Here is a 21,876-nt window from a genome sequence, read left to right as displayed (position 1 = left end):
GGGTTCAGTACTCCACCTTCTGCGAGCGGCGCCGGATGACGGTGACTTCGTCTCGCTGGTTGCCCGTCGGGCCGAGGTAGTTGAACGCCCAGCTCAATTGCGCGTAACCGCCGATGAGATGGGACGGCTTGAGGATCAGCCGGGTGAGCGAGTTGTGGATTCCGCCGCGCTTGCCGGTCGTCTCGGCCTTCGGCACGTTGACCGTGCGCTCCTGCGCGTGGTGCATGTAGACCGTGCCGGCCGGCATCCGGTGCGAGACGATCGCGCGGGCCACGACCACACCGTTGCGGTTGACCGCCTCGATCCAGTCGTTGTCCTTGACGCCGATGGAGTCGGCGTCCTGCGGCGACATCCAGATCGACTGCCCGCCGCGGGACAGGGCGAGCATGAACAGGTTGTCCTGGTACTCGGAGTGGATCGACCACTTGTTGTGCGGCGTGAGGTAACGGACCGTCACCTCCTTCTCGCCGTCGGGCCCGAGGTTCGGCTCGCCGAACAGCCGGTTCATGTCCAGCGGCGGCCGGTAGACGGGCAGCGCCTCGCCCAGCTCGTGCATCCAGTCGTGGTCGATGAAGAAGTGCTGGCGGCCGGTGAGCGTGTGCCAGGGCTTCAGGTGCTCGGTGTTGAGGGTGAACGCGGTGTAGCGGCGCCCGCCCGACTCGCTGCCCGACCACTCCGGCGACGTGATCACCGGCACCGGGGCGGCCTGGGTGTCCGCGTACGTGACGCGCTTGCCCTCGTGCTCGGCGGACAGGTGCGCCATGCCCTGCCCGGTACGGGCTTCGAGGGTGTGGAAGCCCTGGGTGGCCAGCCGCCCGTTGGTGGTGCCGGACAGGGCGAGGATGGTGTTCGCGGCCTTCACCGCCGTGTCGAGGAGGGGCCGCCCGTCGGCGGGCCCGCCGCGCACCACGCCGTTGCGCTCGCGCAGCTCCTCGACCTCCTGGTCGGGCTTGAGCGTGATGCCCTTGGCGGGCAGGCCCAGTTGCTCGACGAGCGGGCCCAGCGAGCCGAACTTCGCGCCGATCGCCGTGTAGTCCCGCTCGACGACGACCAGGTTCGGCAGCGTCTTGCCGGGCACCGGCTCGCACTCGCCCTTGCGCCAGTCCAGGACGACCCCGCCGGGCTGCGCGATCTCGCCCGGGGTGTCGTGCTGGAGCGGCGCCGCCACCAGGTCCTTGCGGGTGTCCAGATGGTCGGCGGCCAGCGTGCTCAGCTTCTCCGCGAGCGCCTTGAACGTGTCGAAGTCGGTGCGGGCCTGCCACGGCGGGTCCACGGCCGGGGTGAACGAGTGCACGTAGGGGTGCATGTCCGTCGAGGACAGGTCGTGCTTCTCGTACCAGGTCGCGGCGGGCAGCACCACGTCGGACAGCAGCGTCGACGACGTCTGCCGGAAGTCGAGGGAGAGCAGCAGGTCGAGCTTGCCCTCCGGCGCCTCGTCCCGCCAGGTGACCGTCGTGGGCCGCTCGTCGGGTGAGGCCTCCTCGGCACGCAGGGAGGAGTGGGTGCCGAGGAGGTGCTTGGTGAAGTACTCGGCGCCCTTCGCGGACGAGCCGAGCAGATTGGCCCGCCACAGGGTCAGGACGCGCGGCCAGTTCTCGGGCGCGTCCGGATCCTCGCAGGCGAACTTGAGGCTGCCCGCCTTGAGTTCGGCGACGGTGTCCTCGACGCTCTGCTCGCCCAGGTCGAGCGAGTTGCGGTCGAACGTCGGATAGGACGGCATCCAGCCCGAACGGGCCGACAGGGAGAGGCAGTCGGCGCCCGTCATGCCCTCGAAGGCGCCCTTGCCGAGCGGTGAGGCGAGCACGTCGGCGCCGAACTTGTCGTAGCGCCACTGGTCGGTGTTGAGGAACCAGTACGCGGCGCCGATCATCTGCCGGGGCGGCCGCGACCAGTCGTTGGCGGAGGCCAGCGAGGCCCAGCCCGTCACCGGGCGGCACTTCTCCTGACCCACGTAGTGCGCCCAGCCGCCGCCGTTCCTGCCCTGGCAGCCGGTGAGCTGGAGCAGCGCGAGGAAGCCCCGGTAGATGGTCTCCGAGTGGAACCAGTGGTTGGTGCCGGCGCCCATGAGGATCATGCAGCGGCCGCGCGACTTCTCCGCCGTCTGCGCGAACTCCCGGGCGATCTTCACGCACTTCGCGGCGGGCACCGAGGTGTGCGCCTCCTGCCAGCCGGGCGTGCCGGGGGAGTCCCCGTCCTCGTACGACGAGGGCCACTGGCCGGGCAGACCGTCGCGCCCGACGCCGTACTGGGCGAGCAGCAGATCGAAGACGGTGGTGACGAGTGGTCCGTCGGGGCCGCCGAGGCGCGTCGCGGGCACGCCGCGCCGCACGGTGTCGCCGCGCCCCTGCCCGTGTGTGCCGCCGTCGGTGTCGAAGCGCGGCAGCAGCACCTCGACGCCGCTCGCCACATCGCTGCCGTGCAGGCTCAACTGCGGCTTGATGTTGCCCAGTTCGAGATTCCACTTGCCCGCGCCCGACTCGGTCCAGCGGAAACCGAGCGAGCCGTTCGGGACGACGGGCTGCCCGGTCGTCTCGTCGAGCACCGCCGTCTTCCACTCGGCGCCCTCGCCGCCCTGACCGAGGTCGGCGGCGCGCAGGAACTTCGACGGGACGAAGGCGCCGTCGTGCTCGTCCAGCGTCACGAGGAACGGCAGGTCGGTGAACTTCTTGACGTAGTCCGTGAAGAACGGCGTCTCACGGTCGACGAAGAACTCCTTGAGGATGACGTGCCCCATGGCGAGGGCGAGCGCCCCGTCGGTCCCCGGGTGCGGGTGCAGCCACTCGTCGGCGAACTTGGTGTTGTCCGCGTAGTCCGGCGACACGGCGACGACCTTCTGGCCGCGATAGCGGGCCTCCGCCATCCAGTGCGCGTCCGGGGTCCGGGTGACCGGGACGTTCGAGCCCCACATCATCAGGTACGCCGCGTCCCACCAGTCGCCCGACTCGGGGACGTCCGTCTGGTCACCGAACACCTGCGGAGAGGCGACGGGCAGATCCGCGTACCAGTCGTAGAACGACAGCATCGGCGCGCCGATCAGCGACATGAACCGGGCGCCCGCCGCGTGCGACACCATCGACATCGCGGGGATGGGGGAGAAGCCGGCGACGCGGTCGGGCCCGTACGTCTTGATGGTGTGGACGTGCGCGGCGGCGACGATCTCGACGGCCTCGTCCCAGGTGGCCCGCACCAGGCCGCCCTTGCCGCGCGCCTGCTGGTACCTCCGGCGGCGCTCGGGGTCCCCCTGGATGTCGGCCCAGGCGAGCACGGGATCCCGCAGCCGCGCCTTCGCCTCCCGGTACAGCTCCAGGAGCACGCCCCTGATGTACGGGTAGCGCACCCGCGTCGGCGAGTACGTGTACCAGGAGAACGCCGCCCCGCGCGGACAGCCGCGCGGCTCGTACTCGGGACGGTCGGGGCCCACGCTCGGGTAGTCCGTCTGCTGGGTCTCCCAGGTGATGATGCCGTCCTTGACGTACACCTTCCACCGGCACGAGCCGGTGCAGTTCACGCCGTGCGTGGAGTTCACGACCTTGTCGTGGCTCCACCGGTCCCGGTAGAAGACGTCCCCGTCCCTGCCGCCCTCGATCCGCACGCTGTGCAGGTCCTCGGCGGCCTTCCCACGCCGGAAGAACCGGCCGGCCTTCAGCAGCGCCACGTCCGGCTCGGCCGGGGCGCCCGTCGTGTCAGTCACCGTCTGCTCCCTCGGTATCCGTCCTTCGCACGGTAGGGGCGGGGCGGCGGGAGCACATGCGCTGAGGTCCGTACGGGTTGCCGGGGAGGCCGGATCCGGGCCGGGTGTCCCCGGCACTGGGCCGGACGGGTCAGGGCGCGCGCACGGTCAGCCGGCGTTGCGCCGGAGATATTTGACCGTCGCCGGGTCTGCCGGGAGCAGGGTCTCGACGGCCAGCTCGGCGACGGTGACGTCCATCGGTGTGTTGAACGTCGAGATGGACGACACGAACGACAGCACCTGCCCGTCGTGCTCGATGATCATCGGCAGCGCGAAGTACGGGACGCCGTCCGCCGGCCCGGGATCCCCGTCCCGCTCCGGCACCGGATAGGCGGCCACCTCGTCGTACAGCGCGCGCAGCGCCGGGGAGCGGGCCAGCGCGATCTGCCGCTCCATCTGCGCGAGAAGGTGCCCGCGCCAGGCGCGCAGATTCCGGATCCGCGGCGCGAGCCCCTCCGGGTGGAGCGTGAGCCGCATCGCGTTCATCGGCTCGGCCGCCAGCAGGTGCTCGGGCAGGGACTCCAGCAGCAGCGCGACACCGCGGTTCGCCGCGACCACGTCGTACGTCGCGTCGACGATCAGCGCCGGATACGGCTCGTAGCCGCGCAACAGCTGGTCGAGACCCGCGCGCAGCGCGCCCAGCGACGGGTCGTCGAGGGACGTCTCGGCGAAGCGCGGCGCGTAACCGGCCGCCAGCAGAAGCGCGTTGCGCTCCCGCACCGGTACGTCCAGGTGCTCGGCCAGCCGGAGCAGGAACTCCTCGCTGGGGCGCGAGCGGCCCGTCTCCACGAAGCTGATGTGCCGCGCGGAGGAGTCGGCGCGCAGCGCCAGGTCCAGCTGGCTGACCCGCCGCCGCTCGCGCCAGCCGCGCAGCAGCCGGCCCACTTCGGACGTGTTCCCGCGCCGCGCCACCGTCGTCCTGGTCGTCATGGGGAGACCGTAACGGCAAGGGATGGCAGGCTGGAGGCATGCCTACAGAGCCGCTTTCCCAGAAGGAGATCGAGGACCGCCTCGCCGAGCTGCCCGGCTGGTCGCTCGACGGCGCCCGGATCACCCGCACCTACCGCCTGGGCAGCCACTTCGCGGCGACCGCCCTGGTCGTGCACATCGCCCAGACCCAGGAGGAGCTGAACCACCACTCCGACCTCACCCTCGGCTACAACACGGTGGCCCTCGCCGTGCACACCCACGACGCGGGCGGCGCCGTCACCGCGAAGGACTTCGAACTGGCCCGCAGGGTGGAGGAGTTGGCGCCCGGTCACGGCGTCTCCTGAGCCGCGGGTCGGGTCAGAGCCGCGCGGCCCGCAGCTCCACGGCGTCCAGGAGCAGCGCGAGGGTCGTCTCGAACTGGTCGTCCTCGTCGGCGGCGGCCAGGTGCGGGGCGACCGCGGCCAGATCCGGATAGCGGTCCGGCGAGACGGCCAGGTACTCGCGCCGCCACGCCAGCCGGTCGCCCTCCCGGGAGGCGCTGCCCAGCGCGACGACCGAGGCCTCGTACGCGGCCAGGGCGAGAGCGGTGTCGACCAGCGAGCGGTAGTAGCGGGCCGCGTCCCGGTCCCCGAAACCGGCCGAGCGCAGAGCGCCCACGACCACGTCCGCGCCGTGGAACTCCGCGTCGCGCCGTGCGACCCGGGTGGCGACCAGCACGGCCACCCGCGGATGGGCGAGACAGGCCGCCCGCATCCGGCGGGCCAGCGACTCCAGCGTGTGCCGCCAGCCACCGGACGGGGCGAAGCCGTCCATCGCCTCCTGGACCAGCCGCTCCGCGAGCCCGAGCAGGATCTCGTCCTTGCCCGCGAAGTGCCGCAGCACCGCCGTGTGATTGGCGCCCAGGTCCGCACCGAGGCGGCGCAGCGTCAGGGCGTCGGGGCCCTCCCGGTCGACGAGGGCGAGGGCGGCGTCCAGGATCACGCCCTGATTGAGCGAGGTGGACGGCGGGCGGCCGCGCCGGGCCGCGGCCTGTGGTGCGGCTTTCGCCCGGGATGCGCTCATGTCCGTCATCCTATCGACCGGCGTCCGCCGCCCCGGTGCTCAGGCGCCCGCCTCGAGACGGGCGACCAGCGCGGTCAGCGCCGCCACCGTCTCCGCGTCCTTGTCCTCGTCCTCCGCCGTGTTCCAGGCGCTGGTCTTCACCACGACGACATCGGCGTCGGGGTCGACCCACAGGTACTGCCCGTGGATGCCGATCCCGGTGAACGACCGGCGTTCACCGTCGAGCGTCCACCACTGGTTCGCGTACCCGTAGTGCCGGGGGAGGTCCGGCCCCAGGGCCCCGGGCGCCAGGTGCGCGAGGCCGGCGCCGCGGCTGCGCTCGACCCAGGCGGCGGGCACGATCCGCCGTCCGTCCAGCTCGCCGCCGCGCGCCATCACCAGTCCCACCCGGGCCATGTCCCGCACCGCCGCGTTCAGCGAACCGCCGCCGAGCGCGGTGCGCGGGCGGCCCCGGGTCAGGAAGTAGTACGCGTCCCGCTCCGTGCCGATCCGGCTCCACAGGCGGCTGTGCGCGTACTGCGCGAGGGTCGTGCCGGTCGCCGCCTCCAGGACCCAGCCGAGGACCTGGGAGTCCACCGTCGAGTAGTTGAAGGTGGCGCCGGGCTCCGCGGCGCGGGGCAGCGAGCGCACCAGGCCGAGCAGCGAGCCGCCGCCCGACACCGCCTGCTCGAACCGGGCGAACGACGACTCGGGATCGGCGTAGTCCTCCACGAACTCCACCCCGCTGCTCATGTGCAGCAGATCCTCGACCGTCGGTCCGTCGTACGCGCTGCCCGCCAGCTCCGGAAGGTACGAGACGACCTTGTCGTCCAGTGCCTTGACCGTCCCTTCCTCCAGCGCGATCCCGATGAGCAGCGACGTCACCGACTTGGTCAGTGAGAACAGCTGGAACCTGGCCCGCGGCGAGGCGAACCGGCCCGGGTACTCCTCGTGCACCAGCGCACCGCGGTGCAGCACGGCGAACCCGGTCGTGTGGGTGCGCGCGTGCAGCTCCGCCAGGGTGCGCCGCGCGCCTTCGTGCTCGTACGTGAATCCGCGCAGGCCCGGCTCGAACGGCAGGGGCCGCGGTACCGACGCCCGCGGCACCGACTCGGTGGGCAGCACCGCGGACATGTGCGTGAACGCCCACTCGTTGACCGGCCGGGAGAACGCGACGGTCGCCTGGTTCCGCCACAGCCAGCTCGCACCCGCACCCAGGCCCGCGACCGCCGCACCGATCGCGAGCGCTCCGCCCGCCCGCCTCGTGCCCGTCCCCATACGTCCTCCGTCGTGCCGTCGGTCGATCGCGAACCAATTTCGGACCAATGGTGACACCTTAGGTGAGGAGGGGCAAGGGACCCCGGAGACCGAGGGCTCAGGCGGCGACTCAGGCGGCGACTCAGGCGGAGTCCAGGCGTGCCCGCTCCTCCTCGGTCAGCTCCAGGTCCACCGCGCCCAGGCTCTCCTCCAGCTGGGCGACCGACGAGGCGCCGACCAGCGGTATCGCGGGCACGTCTGCGCCCAGCATCCAGGCCAGGACGACCTGGTTGACCGTCGCGCCGGACGACTTGGCGACCTCCCGCAACGCGGTGAGCCGCGCCTCCCGGCCGCCGTGGTCGTACCCGGCGCCCAGCGGCTTGTCCTCGCGCACGTACGCGCCGCCCAGCAGCGGTGAATAGGCGACGAGCGCGAGGTCCCGCTCGGCCCGCACCATGCTCAGCAGATTGCCGTCGGCGGTCGCGCACACCCCGTCCGGCGACAGCTCGCTCGGCAGATCGGTCCGGTGCCGCAGATAGCTGTGCTGGTACTGCAGCACCTCGTACCCGGCCAGCCCCTCGCCGCGCGCGATCGCCCGCGCCCGCTCCACCTGCCAGGCCCAGTGGTTGGAGACCCCGAGCAGGCCCACCGTCCCCTCCCGCACCAGCGCCCCGAACTCGCTTACAGTCTCGTGGAGTTCGGCCTTCGGGTCCGGGATGTGCGCGTACAGCACATCGAGGCGCTCGACGCCGAGCCGGGCCTTGCTGCCCTCCACGGCCGAGCGGATCGCCGCCGCCGACAGCCCCTCGGGATTGTCGATGTAGCCGGTGCCCGGCGCCAGCGGAGCCGCGCCCAGCTTGGTGGCGATGACGACCTCGTCACCGATGCCCCGGCTGCGCCGCCAGTTGCCGAGCAGCGTCTCGCTCTCGCCGCCGACCGTGCCGTCGACCCAGAACGCGTAGTTGTCGGACGTGTCGATGAACGTGCCGCCCGCCTCCACGTACCGGTCGAGGATCGCGAACGACGTCTTCTCGTCGGTGACCGTGCCCAGCAGCATGGCGCCGAGGCTGAGCACACTGACCTCGCGGCGATGCGCCGGGTCGCCGCCGATCGTGCGGTACTTCATGGGAGTTCCCCCTTGTCGGAAGGTCCGGCCACCGAGTGCGCGCCGGGCCACGAGAGGGGAGTCAACGTCTTGAAGCGCACGCGAAGTCAAGGGAGTTCGCGTGCTCCCGCCACCTCGGCGGTGCGCCGGGTGAAGTCCATCGACCAGTTCGCCAGCCATGTCGCACCCTCGTCGACGGAGAACGCCTGCTCCCAGCGGGCCGTCGTCGCGCTGATCCCCGACCAGGCGAAACGCACCCGCACGTCCTTCCCGTCGTGGGTGTCGTCGCCGAAGAACTCGCCGTACCCGTCCTTCGCGAACTGCCCGGTCACCGGTGGGAAGAGGCGGCCCGTGCGGTCGGTCGACCAGTGCAGGGACCACAGCCGGGTCACCGGGTCGAACAGGCGCAGGGTCAGACCTGTCCAGCCCTGCGCAGGTACCACCATCTCGTCGATGTTCGCCGCCCCGCCGAACAGAGGGCGGCAGCTGCTCGTCGCGCCGAACTCGTCCCAGCCGCTGTCGGGGTCGAGGAAGGCGCGGCGCCGACGGTGGGCGACGTCCCACTCACCGAAGAAGAAGTCGAAGTCGTGGGCGGTGCTCATGAACGTCCTCCGGTCGTGCCCGCGGGCAGCGAGTCGTGCAGGTAGGCGTCGAGGTCGGGCCGCTCGGGGGTCAGCAAGTGCCGCACCCAGGCGTCCCGTTCGTGCAGCAGGGGCGGCAGCTCCCACACGCAGCCGATCCACGGCCGGTCCGACGACTCCGTCAGGACGAAGTGGGCCGGGTCGCGGTCCGGGCAGCCGAGCACCGGCTGACCCGCGGCGGCGCCCCGGAAGTGCAGGACGTTGTCCCACACCCAGCTGTACGCGTTGAGGTACGCGCCGTCGTCGCCGCCCCGGTGCAGCACGACGAACGTGGCGGGCGGCGTGCCGTCCGGCTCCGGAAGCAGCGACGGCAGGATCGCGTACGCCGCCTCCTCTACATCGGGCGCGATGCCGTTCGGGTCGGCGGTCACGTGGTAGCGCTTGATACGACGGCCCGCCACCTCGACGGGCGGCGGCACGGTCAGCAGTTTCTCCTCGAAGGCCATGGCGGGACGCTAAGGCCGCTTCACTGACATCCTGTGTCAGTGAAGTCCACATGAAAGCCGGCAGGCTCCTCTCGATCCTGCTCCTGCTGCAGACCAGGGGCCTGATGACGGCCGGACAGCTGGCGGCCGAGCTGGAGGTCTCCGTCCGCACCGTCTACCGGGACATCGAGGCGCTGCACGCCGCGGGTGTCCCGCTGTACGGGGACGCGGGGCACGCCGGCGGCTACCGCCTCCTCGACGGCTACCGCACCCGGCTCACGGGGCTGACCACGGACGAGGCCGAGGCCCTCTTCCTGTCCGGGGCGCCGGGACCGGCCGCCGACCTCGGGCTCGGCCCGGTGCTCGCCGCCGCCCAGCTCAAGGTGCGGGCCGCGCTCCCCGCCGAACTGCGTTCGCACGCCGACCGGATCAGCGCACGCTTCCTTCTGGACGCGCCCGGCTGGTACGCCGAGGAGGAGGCGACAGAGCACCTGCCGACCGTGGCGTCCGCCGTCTGGGACCGGCGGGTCCTCCGGGTCGTCTACCGCCGCTGGCGCGAACCCACCGACGTGGAGCGGACGTTGGAGCCGTACGGGCTGGTCCTCAAGGCGGGCCGCTGGTACGTGGTGGCGTCCGCGGGAAGCGGCCCACCACGGACCTACCGCGTGGACCAGATCCTGGAAGTGCAGGTCACCGACGAGGAGTTCATGGCCCCCGAGGGGTTCGACCTGGCCGCCTACTGGCGGACCTACCAGGACGACTTCCACCACCGTCTGCATTCCGGGGACGCCGTCGTGCGTCTGGCGCCCGGCGCGGCCGACCGCCTCACCGGCCCCGCCGCGCGGGCCGCCCGCGCCACGGGCCGCACCGAGAGCGACGGCTGGACCCGGGCCGTGCTGCCCATCGAGTCGATCGGGCACGCGCACGACGACTTCCTCAGGCTCGGATCGGCGATCGAGGTCCTCGAACCGGTCCAGCTGCGGAGGCGCCTGACGGCGACGGCGAAGGCTCTGACGGAGTTGTACGCGGACGGCAACTGAGCGCCGGCCCGGCGCCGACCCGGACGGCGCGTCGTTCGACGCCGACCGGGCAGATCAAGCTCGGTGCGTGCAGATCGATCACAACTGGATACGCGCCCTAGTTCCATCCGCCAGAGAAGTCGCTGTTCACCTGCGCCATGCAGATGTTGTACCCGCCTGACGCATGTCCCTTCTTCGTGTGACCGTCCACTGTGACAGAGCAGTTGATGTCGCCGCCGCCCTGCAACTGCGCCGAGACGTGGAAGTAGAGCGCGTCATCCTCGACAGACAGAGTCTTCGTCATCGGAAGCCCGGCCCCATTGCGGTTGTCGCTGTCGCTGCCGTAGGTCGTCGACACTCCTGACGGTGCCGACCCCCACACCTTGAACACGACCTTCCCCGAAGGCACCTTGTCTGCGGCAGGCTTCTCCGCGGGCGCCTCGGTTTTGGGCTCAGCGGTCTTGGTGACCGTCACCGTCGGAGCAGGCTCGGCCTTCCCGCCCTTCTCCCCGGCCGCTTCGGTGACGGTGACGGTCGGCGCAGGCTTCGCGTCGGCGGAAGCCTTCTCGTTGCCGCCCCCGGACGCGCCGATACCCACACCGATGACCAGGGCGAGGACCAGGGAAGGAATGACGAAGCGCTTCTTCGCCCACTTCGGGCCGGTCGGCGGTTGAAAGCCGGGCCCCGGCATGACCGGCCCCGGGGGAACGGGGCCGTGGAACGGCGCATGCGGTGGCGGCTGGTTGTACGACATGAGACCCCCATGGGATGTGCGGTGACCCATGACGGTAGGTGTGGATGCACGGGGCATGAGGGTTCAGTGACGAAGTTGTGATGAAAGTGTGAATGCCGAACGAGTTCGAAGTCCGGTCCCGCTAGTGCCAACTCCTCTGCTGTGAGGAACAGACGGCGCATCCCCCTCAGGCTCATGCATACAGTGGTCGCAGAGGAGAGCCAGAGCCGACGGGCAGTGGCCCTCCAAGGTGCGCCCTCGGTGGTCTGCGCCCGTCACCCCTCCTGCGGTGGTGGAAGCTTGCTCGCCAGCTCGGCCATGGAGTCGGCGGCCAGGAGGAGTGAGACCGCGACGGCTGATGTGGCGAACACAGCGCGCGTCTCGGCCTGCATCGGGTTCTCGTGCGCGCCGGTTGCGGTGTCGATGTAGCGGCGAAACTCCCTGAGGAGACCGTTCCGTTCTTCTGGTGTCATGCCCGAGTGTCTCGAACTGCCGAGCCGCAGTCAGTAGGGCCTCGTCGGCGGCCCCGATCGAGCAAGCTCAACTCTCCCTCTGAACAAACCCGTCCGGCGCATGCCGCACGCCGCAGGGAGAGATCATGCCGAGCATGACGACGGAGACGCCGAGACACTCGTGCCGTGGCGGGAACGCCACCCACGATGGGCGTGGGTGACAGCCGCCACGGGCACCGCCGCCTTCATCGTGCTCCTCGTCTGGGGACCCTGGTGGATCGAAGGCCGCCACCTCAGGGAGCACGGTGAGCTCGTCTCCAGTGCCGGAGCCATCGTCACGGGCTTCCGCACCATGCTCGTGGCGGTCGCGGTGGGCGGCTTCACCGCGGCCGGGCTCTACTACACCCGCAAGAAGCACCTGCTCGAAAGGCAGCAGTTCGAGCACGCTCAGCAACAAGTCGCCGAGAATCAGAAGCAGTTCGAGACGACGTTGCGCGAGACCCAGAAGCGGGACGAGCAGCAGGCGGAACTCACGTGAGGGACAAGCTGTCGCACCCGCATCCTGCCGTGGGTGACGGGGAGCGGGAGAGCGAACCGACCCCGGCCGTCGCCGACAGCGCCGTGTTCGTGAAGGCAGATCTCCGCGGGGCGACCCTCGGCGATGCCGTCCTGAGGCGGGCGAATCTCGACGGCGCCCATCTGCACAGCGCCACTCTGCGCCACGCCGACCTCGAAGAGGCTTCGCTCCGCGGAGCCAACCTCATGGAGGCAGATCTCAGCACTGCCCGCCTAGGACTTGGCGACCTGAGGGACTCCCTGCTGGCCGTGGCGAATCTGTCCGAGGCGAACCTCGCCGAAGCGAGACTGGCGGGGGCGAACCTGCGAGGGGCCAATGTGTCGCATGCGCAGTTGCAGAGGGCGGAACTGTGCTCCGCCCTGCTCGGCGGAGCGGTCCTCGACGGGGCGGACCTCAAGGACGCGGATCTGTTCGCGGTGGATCTGAGCAACGTGAACCTGGAATGGGCGGAGGGGATCGAAGTCGACCAACTCGCCCAAGCCGATATCTTCCGGTCGACCGACCTGCCTCACGGCTTCGAGAAGAGCGAAACCCTCAGGCAGCGCATTGCGGAGTGCCAGACTGCCGAGGCAGAAGGAGAAGACCCACCTGTGTGGGCAGAGTAGACGCACGAGAGTGTCGGCGCGGGGCGCGCATCGCTGGCGGTGCGCGCCCCGCCCACTGTTCCGGCGGCTCCGGAGCCGTCAGGCGACCGAACAGTTCTGGCCGTCCAGCCGGAAGGCCGTCGGTTTCCCGTTCGCCGCCCCCGGCCGTGACCCCGTGAACCCGAACGCCACCGAACTCCCGGCCACCACCGTCCCGTTCCAGCTCGCGTTCTTCGCCGTGACCGCCGTGCCGGCCTGGGTGTACGACGCGTTCCACAGCTGGGAGACCTTCTGGCCGTCGGCGAAGGTCCAGTCGAGGGACCAGCCGTTCCAGGCGGCCGAGCCGGTGTTGGTCAGGGTCACGTCCGCCTGGAAGCCGCCCGACCACTCGTTCGTCACCTTGTACGTGACCGTGCAGGCTGCCGTCGGCGTGCCGGGGGAGCCGCCGCCGTCGCCGGGGACGTCGGCCGTGTCGCCGTAGACGACGCCCCGCCCGTTGGTCGACACGTACACCCGGCCGTACACACGCGGGTCACCGGTGATCGCCGCGCCGGTCCAACCCCACTGGTGGGCATCGTCGTTGACCCGGGTCCAGGTGGCGCCCGTGTCCGTCGAGCGGAAGATGCCGCGCACCCCGCCGATCTTTGCGCTCGCATACAGGGTCCGGTACGTCGCGCCGGGCGCGGCCTTGCCGAAGCCGATGGTGTCGGCCTGCTGCACGTTCGACAGCTTGGTGAACGTGGCGCCGCCGTCCGTCGAGTGCCACAGCCCGTACGCGCCCGACGCCGAGCCTCCGGCCAGCCAGATGTCACCCTTCGCGCCCGGCACCGCCTTGAAGCGGACCGGTCCGTCCGTCGGCAGCCCGCTGGAGGCCTTTGCCGTGAAGGTCTTTCCGCCGTCCGAACTCGCGTAGAAGGTACCGGACCTGAAGGCGTAGAAGGTGGATGCGTCGGCCCGGTCCGATTCGATGACCGCGCCCGCCGGCACCCCGCTCGCCGCCGCCCACGACGACCCCGTGCCCGTCTGCACGCCCGCACCGTCCGGGCTCCACACGAGCCGCCCGCCGTCCGCCGACACCGCGACCGTGCCGCCGCCGGTGACGCCCGACGGGTCGGTTCCGGCCGTGTACCAGTTGGCGCCGTTGTCCTGGGAGAGGGCCACGTGCGCGCCCGAGTCGACGTTCCCGGCGCGCACCACCACGTCCGGTTTGCTCTCCGCGAAGTCCAGGCTCGTGCTGGAGGTGAAGTTCGGGGAGGTATACATCATCGACGGGACCTTCGTCAGGTCCGTGTGCCGGAAGCCGCCGATGTCGCCGAGCGCGGACAGCAGCGGCGCGCCGGACGGTGGCGAGGCCAGGTCGTTCACGGCCGTCTCCTCGAGCCCCTTGACCATGGGCTTGATGGTGAACGTGCCGCCCGCGTCCCACTTGCCGAGGTCCTCGGTCCCGTAGACCGTCGCGCCCGTCCCGTACATCATCCGGTCCGAGTCGAACGGGTCGATCTCCAGCGCCTCCGTCATCCAGCCCAGCTTCGGCGTCTGCTCGGGCGGGGACGGGTTCGCACCCCACGTCAGCCAGGGCACCGACGACACGTCCATCGTGTAGCGGTTCGCGCGGTTCGGGTACGACGTGTAGTCCCACGCCTTCGTCCAGGTGCCGCCGCTGTCCGTGGAGCGGAAGATCAGCGTGTCCGGCCACCAGGAGCTGTAGCCCGAGACCATCACCGTGCCGGGGTGCTGCCGGTCGATCGTCAGACCGCTGAAGCCGTAGTAGGTGTCCGCCTCGGCGACCGGGCTGATGTCCTTCCACGCGCCGGTCTTCGTCGCGTACCGCCACACCTGGCCCTTGCCGCCGTCGTACGGCCCGCCCTTGTCGCTGTAGGCGATGTACAGATAGCCGTTCTCGGCGTCGAGCACGCTCTTGTGCGGGAGGTGGCCGGTCGGCTGGCCGGCCACCCGCTCCCAGGTCGCGCCCGCGTCCGTCGAGCGGTAGACGGAGTCGTCCTTGTCGGCCACCCCGGCGTAGAGCGTCCGGGTGCGGTCCGCGCCCGTCGCCGACGACTCGTCGAACGTCACCCAGACCACGCCCTGGTTGTCCGAGGCGTAGCCGGAGGTGTCGGACGGGTCCTGCCGGTAGTTCCCGACGTTCGGGAAGGACGTCACCTGCGACCAGGTCACCCCCGCGTCCGTCGAGCGCCACAGGCCCTTGCCGCTGGGCGCACCCAGATAGAGGACCTTGTCGTCGTGCGGGTCGATCGCGAGCCGCTCGCCCATGCCGCGGCCCGGCATGTTGCCGCCCAGCTTGAAGGGCAGGTCCGTCTTCTTCCAGGTGGCGCCGCGGTCGGCAGAGCGCAGGATCGCGCCGTTTCCCGGATCCCAGTCGTTCGTGTACGTGCCGACGGCCGCGTACACCTTGTCCGGATCGACGGCGTCGGTGGCGAGGGAGGCCACGCCCGTGTGGCCCCAGTCGTCCCAGCCGACCGAGTCCAGGAGCGGCGTCCAGGACGCGGTGTCCTGGTTCCAGCGGTAGGCGCCGCCGATGTCGGTGCGGGCGTAGGCGAGGTTCTTCTCGGAGCGGTTGAAGACGATGCCGGGGACGAAGCCGCCGCCGTCGATGCGGGCGTTCTTCCAGGTGTACGTGTCGGCGGCGACCGCGGTGGCCCTCGGTTCGGCCGCCGTGGCCACCTGAGTGCCCGTCAACAAGCCTGCGGTGAGGGTCAGTACGGAGGTCAGCAGGAGACGCGTACGCGGTCTGCGGGCATGACGTGGTCGTGGCATGGAGGGTCCCGGGATGGAGGGGGATGGGGAGGGGGAGAGGGAACGTGCGGTGGCCGGGCGGCCTCCGGGGAGGGAGGCCGCCCGGCTCCTCTGTGCACGGAGCCGCTGCAGGGCGGGGCGTTACTCGAGCAGCTCCGCGTACGAACCCATGGCGAGCGCGATGTCCGCCTGGGCCCAGAACCGGTGGTACGTGAACGTCGGTGCCGCGCCGCCCGCCAGATAGGCCTCGACCTTCGGCCAGTTGGGGTCGTCCTGGTAGAAGGAGCGCAGCGAGGAGAAGGTCGACGACGAGTTGATCGCGTCGCCGTTCGGCATGGTGCCGGTCCAGCCGGACGGCACGTACACCGCATCGTCGAACCGGCTGTAGTCGGCCCGCGTCTCGGGCACCGCGACGCCGAGCGCGTCCCGGTCGTTCTCCCACATGCCGTCGAGCAGCGCCTTCGCCGTCGACTTCGCCTGCGCGTCACCGGACCTGGCGGCGTAGTACGTCAATGTCTTCGCGTACGCCGCCGCCACGCCCACATCGTTCGTGTAGTCGGCGACGGAGACGTGAAGTGACGTGTTGGCGCCGGGACTCGACGCGTTCCAGGTGTCCGGCTTGCCCGACCACTGGAGGGTGGACGGGATCCGGAAGGTGCCGTCCGGGTTGACCGTCGTCTCGGACAGGGCCCAGTCGACCCACTTGTCCAGGACCGCCTTCGCGTCGGCGTCGCCCGTCTGCTGGTAGTACTCGGCGACGCGCTCCATCGACCACGCCTGGAAGCCGAACCACTGGTTCGACGGAGGGTCGTGGTAGACCGGCGCCTCGTCGTAGTACATGCCGTAGAAGGTCGGCGTGCCGGACGGAGGCGTCGCGTACCGCCCCTGCCAGCTGTTCGTCGCACCGCCCGCGATGGCACCCTCGTCCGACTGCAGCCAGCGGTAGAACTCCAGCTGCCGGTCGAGCGACTTGGCCCAGTCCTGCTGTCCCGTCGCCGACTTGGGCTTCAGATCGGCGGAGGAGGAGAGGGCGTACGCGGCGAGCGGGTTCTGGTACCCGCCGTGCGTGTGGCTGGAGCCGATGCGCCAGGCCCAGCCCGCCGAGGTGTCGGTGGCGCCGCCCCACGCGTAGTACCAGGACAGCAGATAGTGCGAGGCGTCCTTGCCGGTCCCGGCCGGGCAGCCGGCCGGGCCGGTGCAGCCGCCCACCTTCTTGAAGTACTTGTCGAACATGGCGTAGCGCAGGTAGTCGCCCATCTTCGCGGCCTTGCCGACGGTGGCCGACACCGCGGAGCCCTTGCCCTGCTCCTTGGCCCACACGTCGGCCCAGTACGCGGCCTGCACGGCGCGCGCGTCGGCGTCCGGCGCGTCGGTGTACTTCCACTGCCTGGCGTACGACGAGTCGCCCGTGAACAGGTCCAAGTACCCGTTCTTCCCGCCGTACTTGAAGGCGTCACAGGTGGGCTGCGGAACCGTCTCCCACACCGACTCCTGCGCGCCGCGCTGGAAGGTGTTGATGTAGGACGGCCCGGTCGCCGTCGGGCCCGCCTCGCACTTCCCGGGTTCGTTGCCGTAGCCGTACGTGTTGTCGACGTCCTGCAGCCAGTGCATGCCGTAGACGTCGTCGGTGCCGTACGCGCTCTTCAGCTCGGCCGCGATCGGGTCCGTGCCGACGGGCACCGACGGGTCCAGCTTCGCCGGGTACTGCGACGGCAGATCCTCCTCGGGCGCGTACGTCGCGGGCTTGGACGCGTTGTAGAACGAGTTCGTCGGCTGGTCCGCGTGCGTGGGGATCATGTACTTCTCCATGATCTCCCAGGCGCCGTTGAACTTGGACCAGTCGCCGCTGACCTTGCCGTACATGGCCTGGAGCCACAGCAGGTACGAGTACGCCTCGGAGGTCGTCTCGTGGCCCTGGTCCGGCGCCTCGACGATCAGCGTCTCCACCGAGTGGTACGGGATGCCCTCCGGCGAGAAGTAGCCGTTCGCCGGGTCGGTGATCTTCCCGTAGAGGTCGAGGAACCGCGTGTCGTACTCCGTGCCGGCCGCGAGCTGGGTGACCGTGACCGTCGCCTTGGTGTGGCCGGGCGCGCTGACCGTGAACGTGGCGGCGCCGGTGCCGGAGGAGTCCGCCGCGACGGTCACCTTCTGCGCCGTGTCCCAGTTCGACGGCGTGAAGGTGAGGCCCGCACCGGACGAGACGGACAGGCCCGTGTTGCCGGCCGTGCGGGCCGTCGTGACGGTCACGTTCGCCGAGGGCTTCGTGGACAGCTTCACGTCGAAGGTGCCCGACTTACCCTGCTGGACGCCGAGTTGGGAGGGAGTCACCGACACGGCGGGGCCCGCCGCGACCGTGATGCCGACCGGTGTCGACTCGCCGGACGCGCCCTTCCCGTCGTACGCCTTCGCGTACAGCGAGTGCGTGCCGGCCGCGAGCGAGTCCGCGCCCAGCCCGTACGGGGACGTGGTGTCGGTGCCGAGCAGCGTCGTGTCGTCGTAGAACTCGACCTTGGTGATGCCCGCCCCGTCGGCCGCCGCCGCGGTCGCCGCCAGCGGGACCGGGTCACCCGCTGTGTAGACCGCACCGGCCTGGGGGCTGGTGAGCACCGTGACCGGTGGCTGGTGGGCTCCGGCGCAGGTCGTGCCATTGATCGCGAAATTCGTGGGGGCTGAATTCGAGCCGCTGTAGGTGAATTGCGCCCCGGTGCTCGCGGCGGCGCCCGCCGCGATCTTCCCGTTGTATCCGGCGTCCTTGACCGTCACGTTCTTGCCGGATTGCGACCATGCGCCGTTCCAGCCATTGGTGAGTTTCTGGTCACCGGCGTAGGAGTAGGTGAGGTTCCAGCCGTCGATCGCCGTCGAGCCTCGGTTGGTGATCGTCAGATCGGTGGTGAAGCCGGATCCCCAGTCGTTGGTCTTGTAGTCGACGCTGCACTCAACTGCCGCTGCCTCAGCGGTGGTTGGGAGTGCGGCGAGAGTAGCGAGCGGTAGTGCGAGTGCCGCCGCGACAGCGGTCCATGGCCGCCGGGCCCGTCTCTTGGGCATGCCCTGGTCCTTCTCTTGGTGGGGGTGAACCTATGAACCAGTGGGAGCGCTCCCAGGATGATGAGGAGTCAAATGAGGGTCAAGAGACTTGAAGAGTCGAATTAATTCGACAGTACTTTTCCGTAACGCCTCTGTTGCTTGACGGCAGTTCCTTCTCTACAGTCCACCAGCAACCAGTGGGAGCGATTCCATCAGTCGACGCGCCGGCTTTCCGCCGTCGCGCCCGAGCTGCAAGGAGTCGCTCATGCGACACCCTCCGCGCTACGTGTCACTGTGGGCGTGCGCCGCACTCGCGGCGGCCGCGCTCGTTCCCCTGACCGGATCCGCGTCCGCGGCCGCACCCGCCTGCTCGGTGGAGTATTCCGTCACCTCGCAGTGGAACAGCGGCTTCCAGGGCGCCGTGAAGGTCACCAACAACGGTGCGCCGAAGGACAGTTGGAGCCTGTCGTTCGACTTCGCCGACGGACAGAAGATCACCCAGGGCTGGAGCGCCAAGTGGTCCCAATCCGGCTCGACGGTGACCGCGGCCAACGAGTCGTGGAACGGCGCGCTCGCCTCGGGCGGCAGCGTGTCGGCCGGATTCATCGGGTCGTGGTCCGGAGCCAACACGGTGCCCAGGACTTTCAAGCTGAACGGCGTCACCTGCAACGAGGACATCACCGATCCGACGGATCCGACCGATCCCACGGATCCCGGTGACGGCACCGCCCCGGCCCTGAAGGCGTCGGGGAACAAGCTGGTCGACGCCACCAGCGGGGCCACGCGCCGGATCCTCGGCGTGAACCGCTCCGGCGGCGAGTTCATGTGCGTCCAGGGATACGGGATCTTCGACGGACCCGTGGACGACGCGTCGGTGCGGGCCATCGCCGACTGGAAGGCGAACGCCGTCCGCATCCCGCTCAACGAGGAGTGCTGGCTCGGCCTCGACAACATCAAACCCGAGTACGGAGGTGCCGATTACCAGGCAGCGATCAAGGACCTGGTCACCAAGGTCGAGGCGCACGGCATGACGCCGATCCTCGAACTGCACTGGTCCTACGGCCAGTACACCGGGAACTCGGCCGGCTGCTCCGACACCCACGCCACCTGCCAGAAGCCGATGCCGGACGCGCAGTACACCCCCGCCTTCTGGTCGTCGGTGGCCGGCGCCTACAAGGACGACCCGGCGGTCGCCTTCGACCTCTTCAACGAACCGTACCCGGACCGTGCCACCTCCACCCTGGACCAGGCATGGGCCTGCTGGAAGGACGGCGGCACCTGCCCCGGCATCGGTTACGAGGTCGCGGGCATGCAGGACCTCGTCGACGCCGTCCGCACGGCGGGCGCCGGCAACCTCATCCTGATCGGCGGCCTCGCCTACTCCAACGACCTGCGGCAGTGGCTCGCCCACAAGCCGACCGATCCGGCCGGCAATCTCGCCGCCGCCTACCACGTCTACAACTTCAACACCTGCGCCAGTGAGAGCTGCTGGGACGAGCAGCTCGCGCCGGTCGCGGCCCAAGTGCCGCTGGTGGCCGGGGAGATCGGCGAGAACACCTGCTCCCACGCCTTCATCGACCGGGTCATGAAGTGGTTCGACGACCGCAGGCTGTCGTACCTCGGCTGGACCTGGAACACCTGGGACTGCGCCTCGGGACCCTCGCTGATCAGCGACTACGACGGCACACCGACCGCGTTCGGGGCCGGTCTGCGCAACCACCTGCAAGCCCTCACGGGCTGACCCGCGCCATCGACACCCGACCCATGAAGAGAACCGGAAAGGGACACCCCACACCATGAGCCGTACCGGAAACAGCCGCACGAGACTGAGAGGCAGTACCGCGCTCGCCGCGGCGCTCGTCCTCTCCGGCGCCGCCTGCGTCGGCACCGCCGTCGCCGCCCCCGACAGCGCGGCCGCGGCCGCCTGCACCGTGGACTACAAGGTCCAGAACCAGTGGGACACGGGCTTCACCACCTCCGTGTCCGTCACCAACAACGGCGCCGCGGTGAGCAGTTGGAACCTCACCTGGTCCTTCGCAGGCAGCCAGAAGGTCAGCAGCGGCTGGAACGCGGACATCAGCCAGTCCGGCACCGCCGTCACCGCCAAGAGCCTGTCCTACAACGGAACCCTCGCCACCGGCGGCTCCACCTCCTTCGGCTTCAACGGCACGTACAGCGGCGCCAACGCCGTGCCCGCCGCCTTCAAGCTGAACGGCGTCACCTGCAACGAGGACAGCGGACCGACGGATCCGACCGACCCGACCGATCCCACGGACCCGACCGGCCCGAGCGGCCGCGTCGACAACCCGTACGCGGGCGCCAAGGTCTACGTGAACCCGGAGTGGAAGGCCAAGGCCGCCGCCGAGCCCGGCGGCAGCGCGGTGGCGAACCAGCCCACCGGAGTCTGGCTCGACCGGATCGCCGCGATCGACGGCGTCGGCGACGGCATGGGCCTGCGCGACCACCTGGACGCCGCCCTCGCCCAGAAGGGCGGCAACGAGGAGGTCGTCCAGCTCGTCGTCTACGACCTCCCCGGCCGCGACTGCGCCGCGCTCGCCTCCAACGGCGAACTCGGTCCGAACGACATCGACAAGTACAAGAGCGACTTCATCGACCCGATCGCCGCGATCCTCGCCGACCCCAAGTACGCGGGCCTGCGCATCGTCACGACGATCGAGATCGACTCGCTGCCCAACCTCGTCACCAACGTCAGCGGGCGTGCCACGGCCACCCCCAACTGCGACGTCATGAAGGCCAACGGCAACTACCAGAAGGGCGTCGGGTACGCCCTCGACAAGCTCGGCGCCATCCCGAACGTCTACAACTACATCGACGCGGGCCACCACGGCTGGCTCGGCTGGGACGACAACTTCGGGGCCTCCGCGGAACTGTTCAGGACCACCGCGTCGAGCAACGGCGCGCAGCTGTCCGACGTCCACGGCTTCATCGTGAACACGGCGAACTACAGCGCCCTCAAGGAGGACCACTTCGGCATCGACGACTCGGTCAACGGCGTCTCGGTCCGCCAGTCGAAGTGGGTCGACTGGAACCGCTACACCGACGAGCTGTCGTACGCCCAGGCCATGCGGACCAAGCTGGTCTCCCTCGGCTTCGACCAGAACCTCGGCATGCTGATCGACACCTCCCGCAACGGCTGGGGCGGCTCGGCCAGGCCCACCGGACCGGGCGCCAGGACGAGCGTGGACACCTATGTCGACGGGGGCCGCTACGACCGCCGCATCCACCTCGGGAACTGGTGCAACCAGTCCGGAGCCGGACTCGGCGAACGCCCGCAGGCCAACCCCGCCACCGGCATCGACGCGTACGTGTGGATGAAGCCGCCGGGGGAGTCGGACGGTTCCAGCACCGCGATCGACAACGACGAGGGCAAGGGATTCGACCGGATGTGCGACCCCACGTACACCGGTAACCCACGCAACAACAACCACCTGTCCGGGGCGCTGCCGAACGCGCCGGTGTCCGGGCACTGGTTCTCCGCCCAGTTCCAGGAGCTGCTGAAGAACGCCTACCCGCCGGTCCAGTAGGCCGGCCGCGGGCCCCGCTTTGCGCATTCGGCAACTCGGCTTGCCTGTCGCGGCGGGGC

17 protein-coding genes are annotated in these 21,876 nt (G+C 70.2%); 6 read left to right on the top strand and 11 right to left on the bottom strand.

Annotated features, from left to right (window positions below):
* Positions 1-4: 4 nt before the first annotated feature.
* Together ABT127_RS05840 and ABT127_RS05835 are read right to left on the bottom strand one after the other, a co-directional pair.
* A complete protein-coding gene (locus ABT127_RS05840) occupies positions 5-3,691 on the bottom strand; it encodes a nitrate reductase subunit alpha (protein WP_351444968.1) in 3,687 nt (1,228 codons plus the stop codon).
* 147 nt (positions 3,692-3,838) lie between these two features.
* A complete protein-coding gene (locus tag ABT127_RS05835; protein WP_351444966.1) occupies positions 3,839-4,660 on the bottom strand; it encodes a helix-turn-helix domain-containing protein in 822 nt (273 codons plus the stop codon).
* A gap of 38 nt (positions 4,661-4,698) precedes the next feature.
* Between ABT127_RS05835 and ABT127_RS05830 the strand changes: the two genes are divergently transcribed.
* On the top strand, positions 4,699-5,004 hold the full coding sequence (locus ABT127_RS05830; RefSeq protein WP_351444964.1) for a 4a-hydroxytetrahydrobiopterin dehydratase: 306 nt from the start codon (positions 4,699-4,701) through the stop codon (positions 5,002-5,004).
* Positions 5,005-5,017: 13 nt separating this feature from the next.
* On the opposite strand, the gene ABT127_RS05825 is transcribed toward ABT127_RS05830, so the two are convergent.
* From ABT127_RS05825 to ABT127_RS05805, 5 genes are all read right to left on the bottom strand, one after another.
* The gene (locus ABT127_RS05825; protein ID WP_351444962.1) at positions 5,018-5,722 is read right to left on the bottom strand and encodes a TetR/AcrR family transcriptional regulator; all 705 of its coding nucleotides are present in this window, start codon (positions 5,720-5,722) and stop codon (positions 5,018-5,020) included.
* 39 nt (positions 5,723-5,761) lie between these two features.
* Positions 5,762-6,979 (bottom strand): serine hydrolase domain-containing protein, encoded by a 1,218-nt coding sequence (locus ABT127_RS05820; RefSeq protein ID WP_351444960.1) that lies wholly within the window; start codon positions 6,977-6,979, stop codon positions 5,762-5,764.
* A gap of 121 nt (positions 6,980-7,100) precedes the next feature.
* Positions 7,101-8,084, bottom strand: a complete 984-nt coding sequence (locus ABT127_RS05815; RefSeq protein ID WP_351444958.1) for an aldo/keto reductase — start codon at positions 8,082-8,084, stop codon at positions 7,101-7,103.
* An 86-nt stretch (positions 8,085-8,170) separates the two neighbouring features.
* Entirely contained in the window at positions 8,171-8,665 is a 495-nt protein-coding gene (locus tag ABT127_RS05810) for a hypothetical protein (RefSeq protein ID WP_351444956.1), read from the bottom strand.
* Positions 8,662-9,150 carry a hypothetical protein gene (locus ABT127_RS05805; protein WP_351444954.1) on the bottom strand — a complete coding sequence of 163 codons (489 nt, stop codon included), beginning with the start codon at positions 9,148-9,150 and terminating at the stop codon, positions 8,662-8,664. Before ABT127_RS05805 ends, ABT127_RS05810 begins: the two co-directional genes overlap by 4 nt.
* Positions 9,151-9,200: 50 nt before the next feature.
* Here ABT127_RS05805 and ABT127_RS05800 point away from each other — a divergent pair, with 50 nt between their 5' ends.
* Positions 9,201-10,169 (top strand): helix-turn-helix transcriptional regulator, encoded by a 969-nt coding sequence (locus tag ABT127_RS05800; RefSeq protein WP_351444952.1) that lies wholly within the window; start codon positions 9,201-9,203, stop codon positions 10,167-10,169.
* A 97-nt stretch (positions 10,170-10,266) separates the two neighbouring features.
* Here ABT127_RS05800 and ABT127_RS05795 read toward each other — a convergent pair whose 3' ends face one another.
* Positions 10,267-10,902, bottom strand: coding sequence for a hypothetical protein (locus ABT127_RS05795; RefSeq protein WP_351444950.1), 636 nt, complete (start codon positions 10,900-10,902; stop codon positions 10,267-10,269).
* A 254-nt stretch (positions 10,903-11,156) separates the two neighbouring features.
* A complete protein-coding gene (locus ABT127_RS05790) occupies positions 11,157-11,354 on the bottom strand; it encodes a hypothetical protein (RefSeq protein WP_351444949.1) in 198 nt (65 codons plus the stop codon).
* Between the two features lie 196 nt (positions 11,355-11,550).
* On the opposite strand from ABT127_RS05790, the gene ABT127_RS05785 reads away from it, so the two are divergent.
* Both ABT127_RS05785 and ABT127_RS05780 read left to right on the top strand, forming a co-directional pair.
* On the top strand, positions 11,551-11,871 hold the full coding sequence (locus ABT127_RS05785) for a hypothetical protein (protein WP_351444947.1): 321 nt from the start codon (positions 11,551-11,553) through the stop codon (positions 11,869-11,871).
* Complete coding sequence (locus tag ABT127_RS05780; RefSeq protein WP_351444945.1) at positions 11,868-12,515, top strand: pentapeptide repeat-containing protein; 648 nt, start codon at positions 11,868-11,870, stop codon at positions 12,513-12,515. Before ABT127_RS05785 ends, ABT127_RS05780 begins: the two co-directional genes overlap by 4 nt.
* A 78-nt stretch (positions 12,516-12,593) precedes the next feature.
* On the opposite strand, the gene ABT127_RS05775 is transcribed toward ABT127_RS05780, so the two are convergent.
* Both ABT127_RS05775 and ABT127_RS05770 read right to left on the bottom strand, forming a co-directional pair.
* Entirely contained in the window at positions 12,594-15,269 is a 2,676-nt protein-coding gene (locus tag ABT127_RS05775) for a cellulose binding domain-containing protein (RefSeq protein ID WP_351444943.1), read from the bottom strand.
* 120 nt (positions 15,270-15,389) lie between these two features.
* Positions 15,390-18,293 carry a glycoside hydrolase family 48 protein gene (locus ABT127_RS05770; RefSeq protein WP_351444941.1) on the bottom strand — a complete coding sequence of 968 codons (2,904 nt, stop codon included), beginning with the start codon at positions 18,291-18,293 and terminating at the stop codon, positions 15,390-15,392.
* Positions 18,294-18,537: 244 nt separating this feature from the next.
* Between ABT127_RS05770 and ABT127_RS05765 the strand changes: the two genes are divergently transcribed.
* Together ABT127_RS05765 and ABT127_RS05760 are read left to right on the top strand one after the other, a co-directional pair.
* A complete protein-coding gene (locus ABT127_RS05765; RefSeq protein ID WP_351444939.1) occupies positions 18,538-20,013 on the top strand; it encodes a cellulose binding domain-containing protein in 1,476 nt (491 codons plus the stop codon).
* A 55-nt stretch (positions 20,014-20,068) separates the two neighbouring features.
* The gene (locus tag ABT127_RS05760) at positions 20,069-21,817 is read left to right on the top strand and encodes a glycoside hydrolase family 6 protein (protein ID WP_351444937.1); all 1,749 of its coding nucleotides are present in this window, start codon (positions 20,069-20,071) and stop codon (positions 21,815-21,817) included.
* Positions 21,818-21,876 lie beyond the last annotated feature (59 nt).

The organism is Streptomyces sp. NPDC001904 (genome assembly GCF_040297005.1).
Classification (GTDB): domain Bacteria; phylum Actinomycetota; class Actinomycetes; order Streptomycetales; family Streptomycetaceae; genus Streptomyces.
The sequence above is the reverse complement of the archived record's forward strand: the minus strand, read 5'-3'. Positions and strand labels throughout refer to the sequence as shown.